Below are 9,646 nucleotides of genomic sequence, written 5' to 3'. Positions count from 1 at the left end.
GTGGGGGAGTGGGTGATCAGGTCGGTGAGGGAGGTGGCGTAGACGGGTACTTGGCTCAGGAAGGACCTCAGCGAATGGGCGGCGGCGTTGAGGGCGCTGATCCGGTTTTCGATCCCGGTTTTTCCTGTGCCGTCGAGGACGAACAGGAGGCGGGGAAAGAGAGGGTACTGGTGTCGCCATGACTCCATGCCTGGCTGCGCTGGTGGCCGGTGTGCGGGGGTGGTGGGTGTGTAGTGGTGGAGGCGGTCGTAGAGGGAGAGTTTGGCGGCGAGTCGTTCGGGTCCCATGGTGGCCCGGTCGACTTCGATGAAGGCCCGCAGCATCGCGCCACCCGACTTGTCGGCGATGCCGCGCCGGTAATACATGAGCGCATCAGGGATGACGGCTTGGCCGTTGCCGATGGGGTGGTGGACTTCGGGGATCCAGTCCAGCGGCCGGCACACGTCACCGTGGCGGCGGGCGTCTTCGAGGAAGGCGAGGGCGGTTTCGGTGACCGTCAGCGTGTGGGCGGCTTTCAGGCGCACCGCGGTCGGGTCGGACACCGTCTTGGCGGGCCGGCGTCCGCGTAACTCGGGCCACTCGCCGGCCAGCTGCAGCCCGTAGGCGGTGGGAAACCAGACGCGGGTGCGGCCAGCCTGCGCAAGAGTGATGTGTTCGATGAGCCCCTGGGCCCGCAGACGAGCCAGACGGCGCCGTGTCTGCTCGATCCGCACCGGCTGGTCGAGGATGCGGTGCATCTGATGGGTGGTGGCCATCCGGTATTGCGCCAGCACCGCCAGCGCCATCCGGTCTCCGTCGCCTGCGTCGACACCGATCAGCACCATGGCACGCCTCCCCTTGTACGTCGGCCCCGTCTGCCCGGCACCTCGCTCTACAAGTCAGCGCACCAGCCGGCCCGCACCGGATGGTCGACCGCCTGGGCCCGACCACGGTCACGAAACGACAACTCCCTTGTGGACCAGGCCGATAACCCGTCCCACCACCGGTCCGACAACTGTCCGTACGACGTACCGTGACGGCCTGCGAACATGCAGGTCATGCCGCTGGTGCGGCCCCGACCAGCAGCCCGACATCCCCTCTGCCCACGCTGCTCCCTGCCCACCTGAAAGAAGAAAAGTGGCGGGGTAGGGAAGGCGCGCAGGCATCGGGGAGGGCGCGGGGGTGGTCTCTGCTGCGCGTCGGCTGCCTCCGCGCTCAACAGTCCAGGAAACGAAGCGCACCCGATGGCCCCTGGCGTGAGTGTTGGTCGCAGATCCCCGCCCGTGGGTGAACGCGATGTTGCTGCGAGGTAGGGCCGCGCTGGCGTAGGGTCGCGCGCCCCGTCGCTGCACTACGAGTAGTGAATGGGGCCTGTTCCTGTGAGCGCCCGTGATCTCTTCATGCGCTCGCTGGCTCCGTCTACGTGACGATGGAGATGCCGGACTGGGAGGAGGCAGGCTCGGTCGTCAGGTGTATCGGCATCAAGGTGACCATGGACGGACAAGGGTCGAGCGGCGACGTGCGAGAACTAACCGACACACGGTGTAACAATGCCGCTCGGTATGGACAGCCTCCTACGGTCGAGGGATCAGGCGAGCTCCAGTAGCACCCAGGTCACCGTCGAGGTGTCGGTGTTGCTGCTCGGCGTGATCGTGAAGGACATGCCCGCGGTCGCGGGCCACGGAGAGGTAACCAGGCGCACCGCCAGCGGCCTGCTGGAACGTCGCGATACGGGCGTGGTGTCGGCGTACACACCAAAGGGGGCAGCGCAGTACAGCGATCCGTCCCCACCTCGACGCTGGTCGTGCGCAGGTCACAGCGCTGGAGCCAGTCAAGGAACTGGGGACGTTGGCTCGTACGCCCCAAGGAGAAATCCTCGTACGCCGACAGTCGTGGTCGATGTACAGGTCGATGGCGGCGAGGGCCAGGCGCTGGAGCGCCCTTCCGGCAGCATGCTTCCGCAAGGTTCAGAATTTGATGTCGTACGTCAGCAAGTGAGGACCCCTTCCAGGCAGTTCCGGCATTCCTCGACGTCCGCGCGTCGGCAGAGCGGAGAGTGAGCGCACGAATCTCACCCGCCTCCGTAAGTCCGCATCGGTGACATGGCCACTAAAGTTGCCCCATAAATGATCTTCAGTCGGGCAAACTCACCAGGCTGGATCGCGCGGTTCAAGGTTCCTGCAAGGTTCGTACAAGGCCAGCCCGAGAAGCTGTATCTGCCATGCCAGCAGCACTCTCGACCAGTTCCCTGACTACTTCCCGAGAGTGTGACCAACGATGAAGTCCGCACGAATCGAGACGTCAGGGACCACAGGGGAGCGCACAAGACATGGGGCGAGCATCTGCGGCCGCCTGCACGGCGACGCTGATCACGGCACTCACTGCATTCACCGCAGTCGGCTGCGCGAGCAGCGTAGGCGACGGGAAAAATCCCGATCGCCCAGCGCAAGACTTCACGCACTCGAACCTCAAGGGGCAGGAGCGGGACCTGACCGATGCAGAGGAGATCCTGGTCGAACACGCCGAGTCGATCCTTGTCAAAGAGTGCATGGAGGGCAAAGGGTTCCGCTATTGGGTGGCGCCGAGGGCGAGCGTGGCGGAGCGCCAAGGGGGCGGCTACATCCTGGACGATGTCAACTGGGCTCGCACATACGGCTACGGCCGGGAGTTTGAGAAGAAGGCCGAGCAGGCTCGCCTAGCCGACCCAAATGCCGCGTACGCCAACGCCCTCCCGAAGGCAGATCTCGTCCGCTACACGAAGACCCTGGACGGCGACCTCTCGAAGGGCAAACTGTCGGTGAACCTTCCCAGCGGCGGCACGGTCAGCACCACCAGCACGGGCTGTCTGGCAGAAGCGAAGGGGAAGCTGTACGGCGACACCGCGACCTGGTTCCGTGTCAACAAGATCGGCACGAGCCTGACGCCCCTCTACGTTCCGCACCTCGTCAAGGACCCGCGCTTCGTGAAAGCGGTCGAGACATGGTCGCGGTGCATGCGGAAAGCCGGCCATGCCTATGCGTCCCCGGCCGAGATCCGTGAGCAGCGCCATGCGCTCACGCAGGGAATGAGTGCCGACCGGGCCCATGCCACGGAGGTTCAGTTGGCGGTGACCGAAGCGACGTGTGCGGTGAAGACCTCACTGGGCAAAACGGCTCGTGCCCTCGAACGTGAATACCGCGCCAAGAAACTTCAAGCCTACAGCGAAGACATCGCCGCCTATCAGCGCATGAGACTCGCCGCTTTGCCCCGGGCCGAAAACATCACCGACTCCGAAGCCTGACGGCACCGGACCGTCCAGACGCACCGGACCTCTCAGATTTCCGCGGCACCACGACAGCGGATGTACCACCACACCGCACAGAAGACGGAGCAGCCATGCGCAGAATTCCTGCCTATCTTTCCGCTTTGGCCCTTGGGGGGCTGGGAGCGATCGTTCCCGCGACGAGTGCACACGCCGACAACTGGACCTGCAGCGACAACTACACAGCGGCGGCGTACGGGTACATGTACGCCTATCAGGACCACACTTGCCACGGCGGCGTCATCGGCTACAGCAACAGCTGGGACTCGGACTGGGGCAACAGCAACGGCCCCTTCCAAGGCGCGGACACCAACAGTGCGTCCTCTGTCCTGAACAAGGGGAGTATTACGGTCAAGTTCTTCAACGGCACCGGTCAGGACTGGGATGGGGGATACGTCTGCCTCACCAAGAACGAGGCGTACGCCACCAATATTGCTGACAACTACTTCACCGGCGGCGGCAGTATCTCGGTCACCGACAAAATCAGCTCCCACAAGTGGGTGACCAACGACAGCTGCGCGCCATACAGCTGGCTAACCTGACCGCTTGATACGTCGCTGACGAAAAGACGCTGGCCTGAACGCACACGAACACCCGGCTTCCAGTCCTGGTTGATCGGGACATAGGAGCCGGCCCGGGACTGTAAATAGAACGGTGTAACTCTGATCATGGAGGATGCACCTGTGACCAGCGAGAACATAGCTAAGACCGAGTCCGAGACGGCAGCCGTGGACGAACGGCTCATCGAGGAACTCGTGTCCCGGGCCCAGGCCGACGGGCTGCAGCTGACCGGCGAAGGCGGTCTGCTGCAGCAGCTCCCGAAGCGGCTGCTGGAGTCCGCACTCGACGGTGAAATGACTGATCACCTCGGCTATGACAAGCATGATGCAGCCGGGAAGAACGGCGGCAACTCCCGCAACGGCAAGCGGTCCAAGACCGTGCTGACCGACTTCGGACCGGTCGAGATCACCGTGCCCCGCGACCGCCAGGGCCGCTTCGAGCCGCAGATCGTCAAGAAACGGCAGCGCCGGCTGACGGGCGTCGATGAGATGGTGCTGTCGCTGTCCGCGAAGGGCCTCACTCACGGAGAGATCTCGGCTCATCTTGCCGAGGTCTATGGGGCTGAGGTCTCCAAGACCACTATCTCCACGATCACTGACGCGGTGATGGAGGGCATGTCCGAGTGGCAGAACCGGCCCCTCGACCCGGTCTATCCGGTCGTGTTCATCGACTGCGTCAACGTCAAGATCCGCGACGGCCAAGTCGCCAACCGGCCGGTCTATATGGCTCTTGCCGTGACTGCCGAAGGCCACCGCGACATCCTCGGCCTATGAGCCGGCGACGGCGGCGAGGGCGCCAAACACTGGCTGCGAGTCCTGACCGAACTCAAAAACCGTGGCCTCGAGGATGTACTGATGGTCGTCTGCGACGGCTTGAAGGGCCTTCCTGGCGCGGTCGGGGAAGTATGGCCCAAGACGGTCGTGCAGACCTGTGTCGTGCACCTGCTGCGGGCCTCGTTCCGCTATGCCGCCCGGCAGGACTAGGACAAGATCTCCAAGGCCCTCAAGCCCGTCTACTCCGCACCGACCGAAGACGCCGCCACCAGCCGGTTCCTGGAGTTCACCGAAGTCTGGGGCGACAAATACCCGGCAATCGTGCGGCTTTGGGAGAACGCCTGGGCCGAGTTCGTTCCATTCCTGCAGTTCGACGTCGAGATACGCCGAATCGTCTGCACCACCAACGCGATCGAGAGCGTGAACGCACGGATCCGACGCGCGGTCCGGGCCCGCGGCCACTTCCCTTCCGAAGCCGCCGCACTGAAGTGCATCTACCTCGCGGTCATGTCCCTGGACCCCACCGGCAAGGGCCGCAAACGATTGACCAGCCGCTGGAAGCGAGCCCTCCAGGCATTCGACATCGCGTTCGACGGATGCCTCTCAGCAGCCCACAACTGACCCGTCAAACAACCCAGTTACACCGTTAAATTGACAGGCCCTCTTCTCCCCGGACGGCAAACGCATCGCCGACGCCCACCGGTGGGGCGATGCGACCGACCCGACCACCCTCGGCGTCTCCGTCGCCCTCGAACTCCTCAAGAGCGGAGCGCGCGAGATCATCGACTCCGTCCCGCACTGACCCGCACCACCCCCAGGTATGGAGCCCACTCGGGGCCACGACCGGCTGTGCGGAATCCAGCGTCCGAATCTTTCGACGCGCGAGTCGATCGGCCGCGCCGGATTGTGACACCGGCCCCGGCCCGTCAGCTGATCATCGTGGCTCTGTACACGAGCCGTGAACACTGACTTCACGACTCACAACGCCCCAGGCAACGCTTCGGCCGCCGGGGCGTTTTTATCTGCAACGCACCGGTAGCGGGAGAGACCTACGCCTCTACGATGAATGGAGCGGTTGACCCAGAACCTCCCTTCCGTGAACGGGAGTTCGCAGTTCGGGGACGCGCATGAGCGATCAGGGCAGTGCATTCCCCGAGCGGCCGTCCGAGCCGCCCTCGATTCCGCCTGCGGGGCGCAGTGTTCCGGCCTCCCGCAACAGAGCGGTCCGGATGGCTGCGCTACTGACCGCGGCCGTACTGCTCGGTGCAGGCCTGGGGGTCGGAGGCTGGGTCCTTCTGCGGGACGACGGCGCGTCCGGCGAGCCGCGCGCGGGGCCGACCGTGGTGAGCGGGCAGCCGACGGCGGTGCCGACACCAACGGAGGTGCCGACACCTACGGAAGAAGCGGTGGCATCGCCCGGTTCCCTGGTCGGCTCCCAGCCGCCGGAGGGATACAACTGGATGACTCATGGGCTCGGCTTCTGGATAATCGTTCCGTGGGACTGGTCGATGACCGACGTCGCAGGCGGCGTCTATCTGGCGTCACCCGAGGGGAGCGGGGAGCTGGACCTGCGCGTCGAGGACGCCGAAGGTGTGCCTGCCTTCGACCGGCTGCTCGAGCTGGAGGAGACGTACCTCGCCGGGCGCGTCGGGTACCAGCGGCTCAGGCTGGAGGCGATCGATCCCGACGAGGATTCGGCCGAGCTCGAGTACCGCACGGATGAAGGGCGCGGAATCCAGCGGGTCGTCACCGCGGACAACGGGGTCATGTACGCGCTGACGTCGTTCGGCCCTGCCGAAGACTGGCCAGGGACCAAGGAGGTCTACCGCACGGTGGTCGCGTCCTTCTGTGTGACGGACTGCTATGTCGGCCCCGGACAGTGACAGCCGCGAATGCGGCGCCTGATCGCGCCAGGGTGCGATCAGGCCTGCTGCTTCTGCAGCTCCTTCACGCCCACGGTTTCGCTCGCCGGCGGGGTCTCGCTCGGCACCAGCTGGTCATAGTCCAAGAACAGCACGGTCGGCTCGACAGACACCCTGAGCACAGCACACAGCCAATCCCGTTAAGTGTGCCGTCTCATGACGTTGGTGCCACGCCGCAGCCCTGATCTGGAGTCGGCATGACGGGGGTCCTGCCAGAAGTAGTGCCTGCCGCCGCCCTCTCAGCTGGACGCCGTCCCCGGCTCCGCCACGAGTCCCGCCGGCAGTTGCGCCCCGTCCAGGCGCGCGACCTGCAACTGCTCGGCTGTTAGACCCCTGGCCGTGGTGAGGTCCGCCTCGCGCAGGTCCGCCCGGCGCAGGTCGGCTTTGGTGAGGTCCGCCCCGCGTAGGTCGGCGCTGGTGAGGTCCGCCCCGCGTAGGCCGGCTTTGGTGAGGTCCGCCCCGCGCAGGTCGGCTTTGGCGAGGTCTGCGTGGAGCAGAAGGACGTTGGTGAGGTCCGCCTCGCGCAGACGGGCACTGGTGAGGTCCGCGTAGAGCAGAAGGGCGTTGGTGAGGTCCGCCCCGCGTAGGTCGGCTTTGGTGAGGTCCGCCCCGCGCAGGTCGGCGTCGGTGAGGTCTGCCTTGTACAGGTCGGCGTTGGTGAGGTCCGCTCCAAACAGGTCGGCGCCGGCGAGGTGGAGGCCGGGCAGGTCGAGGGTGTCGCGGGCATCGAGGTGCGTACGTGACGCCGGCCGTGTCAGGGCTCTCAGCGCGTCCTGCACATCGGATGCGGGCCGGGAAGGTCGGAGCACCTCCCGGCGATAGGCCGAGGGCACCGCGTCCGGGGCGCGCTCACGCACGAAATGACCCAGTACTTGCGCGGCGTGCGTGGCCTGCTCCGGGGCATCCTGGACGATCTGCTCCAGCGCCAGCACGCCGCCGATACGAACATAAATCTCCTCCGAGCCCAGCCGCTCCAGCGCCTTGGTGAACCTGTCAGTCACCTGCCCGCGGCGGGTCAGCCGGTAGTTGCGCACGGTGTAGACCAGAGCGATACCGGCGCCGACCGTCGCCACACACGCCACCAACGCCGTGCGTAAACCGGTCACCAGAGCCGCGCCCCCCGACTCCGTCCCGTTCCTTCCCAGGAGGTCGTCGACGTTGTCGTCGAGATAGTAGGGGCCTTCCACCACCAGCCAAGGCAGGCCTGCCAGCAGCGTCAGCCCGGCCACCACCACCAGCACCCACGAACCCACCCGCCGCCACGCACGCCACCGCCGCGCCCGGGCCTGTCGCTGCTTCAGAGACCTGGGGCGCCGAAGAGGCTGCCTCCATTGGGGCTGCCGCCGCTCGTGACTTGTCGTCATAACTTTTCTACATGCGATCGGCGGCCGAACGGTTGCCGGCGGCGACCAGCTTCCTCAGTCCCGGGACGCCTTCCCCCGGCAGCTCGCGCTTGACGACTCCGTGGAACCAACGTCATAAGACAACGCAGTTAAGGCTCAGTCGCTCAGGTGGCTTCGATAGTGCGCGATCGCGTCGGGCGTGCGCGCAGCACCGTAGACCCGCAAGTACGCAGCGAGTTCTGGGTGGCGGGCGTCCAGCAGCTCCGCGGCATCGAGAAGGTCGCCGGCCGTGGCCACCGCTCGCAGACTGGACTGGATTTCCCGTACGGCACGCTTGACGGCTGCTCCAGCAGCATCAGCACGCCCCTGGGCGGGCACCAGAACCGTGCCCGGGTCCCGCTTGATGTCCGCGACGTAGATGTCCGTGTCCGCCGCCGGCACCCGGCCCGTGGCTACCTGCTCGGCGAGTTCACACAGCAGCTGCAGCCGGTACCCGGCCCCAGGATCGCGACTCTTCGCGCGGTAGCCGTTGATCAGCTGCGACAGCATCTGCTCGGACACCCCGAGCACATCCGCGAGGCGCACCTGATTGATGCCGAGATCCATCATCAGCTGCCGCAGCAGCACGTCGAGGGTCTGCCCGTACACCTGCCGTTGCACGGCCCGGTTCTTGGCCACTACCTCCTGTCGCTCGGCGAGGTCCACCACGTCACTCCGCTCCCACTGGGACGACATCACCAGGGACGCCTGCGGACCTCCCCGTATCGGGCCCAACGCCCCACCCCCACCGGGAAGTCACGGGAGACCAACTAGATCTTGTGTGTCAGGACGTTGGTGCCTCGAAGTTCGCGATGGCGAGCTTGGCTGCGTGCTGTGCTAGGCCCGATTGGTCAACTGGCTGGCGGTCGGGGCTGGTGGGCTAGGTGGTGCTGCAGATCGATGTGGCGGAACTGGTAGGCCGCCCCGACTTGCCGCAGTACACCGCGCTGCTCGTGCGCATCCTGGAGAAACGCCGTAAGACGCCACGGGACTTGGCGCCGGGCAGCCAGGTAGATCCAGGCCACCACGAAGGTCGCCCAAGCCGACCATTCGAGCCCGAATACGAGCCCGACCACCGGCCCGACCGCGAACCCCATCGCGGGTCCGAACGTGAGTCCGACCGGAAGTGCGAATGCGATCCCAACCGAGAGCGCAGCCGTGAAGAAGGTGCGGCGGTCTCGCGTTAGGAGGGCGGTCGGCCCGATTGCGGTGGTCAGGTCAGCCGGCTCCGTTCGGAGGCTGCCCACGAGGCCGCCCACGAGCCCCAACGGAAGCCCGAGCGCGAGCCCACCCATGACGCCGCCCGCCAGACCAGACACAAGCCCGAGGGCGAGTCCGACAACGAGGGAGTTGGGTGACAACCGCAGCCTTCTAGCGGGGATGCTTGCGCGACTTGAGGGCCCTCCCTCGAGTATGCCCGCGAGCCCGAGTATGAGCCCGATCATCGGCCCGACCATGAGCCCGGCGGTGAGTCCGACCGTGAGTCCGGTCGTGAGTCCGTCCGCGAGCCCGAACGTGAGTCCGAGCCCGAGGCCGCTCGTGAGCCCGGTCACGAGGCCGAACGCGAGCCCAAGCATGAGGCGGTACATGTAGGCGGGGACGGCGTGACTGAAATGCCACCAGGCAATATCGGGGCTGCCGCCTTGGTGGGTGTGCAGGTAGTGGGCGAGGAAGGTGAAGGTGCGGGTGGCCTGGTCGGCGGTCCAGCGGGGTGGCTGGGGGTAGTGG

7 protein-coding genes and 2 pseudogenes are annotated in these 9,646 nt (G+C 66.0%); 4 read left to right on the top strand and 5 right to left on the bottom strand.

All coding sequences use genetic code 11. The annotated features are described in order from the left end of the window. Both G6045_RS36370 and G6045_RS42500 read right to left on the bottom strand, forming a co-directional pair. A partial coding sequence (locus G6045_RS36370) for a replication-relaxation family protein (protein ID WP_235968535.1) occupies positions 1-824 on the bottom strand: 824 nt, incomplete at its 3' end. 743 nt (positions 825-1,567) lie between these two features. Next, on the bottom strand, positions 1,568-1,681 hold the full coding sequence (locus G6045_RS42500) for a hypothetical protein (protein WP_456243485.1): 114 nt from the start codon (positions 1,679-1,681) through the stop codon (positions 1,568-1,570). A gap of 627 nt (positions 1,682-2,308) precedes the next feature. Between G6045_RS42500 and G6045_RS36365 the strand changes: the two genes are divergently transcribed. The 4 genes and pseudogenes from G6045_RS36365 (at position 2,309) to G6045_RS36350 (ending at position 6,497) form a co-directional block, all read left to right on the top strand. After that, positions 2,309-3,259 carry a hypothetical protein gene (locus G6045_RS36365; protein ID WP_165336496.1) on the top strand — a complete coding sequence of 317 codons (951 nt, stop codon included), beginning with the start codon at positions 2,309-2,311 and terminating at the stop codon, positions 3,257-3,259. Between the two features lie 95 nt (positions 3,260-3,354). Further along, a complete protein-coding gene (locus G6045_RS36360; RefSeq protein ID WP_165336495.1) occupies positions 3,355-3,822 on the top strand; it encodes a hypothetical protein in 468 nt (155 codons plus the stop codon). Between the two features lie 126 nt (positions 3,823-3,948). Continuing rightward, positions 3,949-5,235: pseudogene (locus tag G6045_RS36355) on the top strand (IS256 family transposase). 608 nt (positions 5,236-5,843) lie between these two features. Then, positions 5,844-6,497 carry a DcrB/PsbP domain-containing protein gene (locus G6045_RS36350; RefSeq protein WP_165336494.1) on the top strand — a complete coding sequence of 218 codons (654 nt, stop codon included), beginning with the start codon at positions 5,844-5,846 and terminating at the stop codon, positions 6,495-6,497. Between the two features lie 278 nt (positions 6,498-6,775). On the opposite strand, the gene G6045_RS36345 is transcribed toward G6045_RS36350, so the two are convergent. The 3 genes and pseudogenes from G6045_RS36345 to G6045_RS36335 all read right to left on the bottom strand — a co-directional run. Then, positions 6,776-7,777: a pentapeptide repeat-containing protein gene (locus G6045_RS36345; protein ID WP_165336493.1), complete on the bottom strand. Its 1,002-nt coding sequence runs from the start codon at positions 7,775-7,777 to the stop codon at positions 6,776-6,778. 258 nt (positions 7,778-8,035) lie between these two features. Next, a complete protein-coding gene (locus G6045_RS36340) occupies positions 8,036-8,584 on the bottom strand; it encodes a helix-turn-helix domain-containing protein (protein WP_165336497.1) in 549 nt (182 codons plus the stop codon). Between the two features lie 185 nt (positions 8,585-8,769). Further along, positions 8,770-9,646 (bottom strand): annotated as a pseudogene (locus tag G6045_RS36335) (NACHT domain-containing protein); the annotation flags it as partial.

Source organism: Streptomyces mesophilus, assembly GCF_011044995.1.
GTDB classification, from domain to species: domain Bacteria; phylum Actinomycetota; class Actinomycetes; order Streptomycetales; family Streptomycetaceae; genus Streptomyces; species Streptomyces mesophilus.
This window is presented reverse-complemented; position numbering and strand designations above follow the sequence as displayed.

Excerpts from the sequence above, each read along its gene's own strand:
- G6045_RS36365 (WP_165336496.1), top strand. The coding sequence starts at position 2,309 with ATGGGGCGAGCATCTGCGGCCGCCTGCACGGCGACGCTGATCACGGCA.
- G6045_RS36360 (WP_165336495.1), top strand. The coding sequence starts at position 3,355 with ATGCGCAGAATTCCTGCCTATCTTTCCGCTTTGGCCCTTGGGGGGCTG.
- G6045_RS36350 (WP_165336494.1), top strand. The coding sequence starts at position 5,844 with ATGGCTGCGCTACTGACCGCGGCCGTACTGCTCGGTGCAGGCCTGGGG.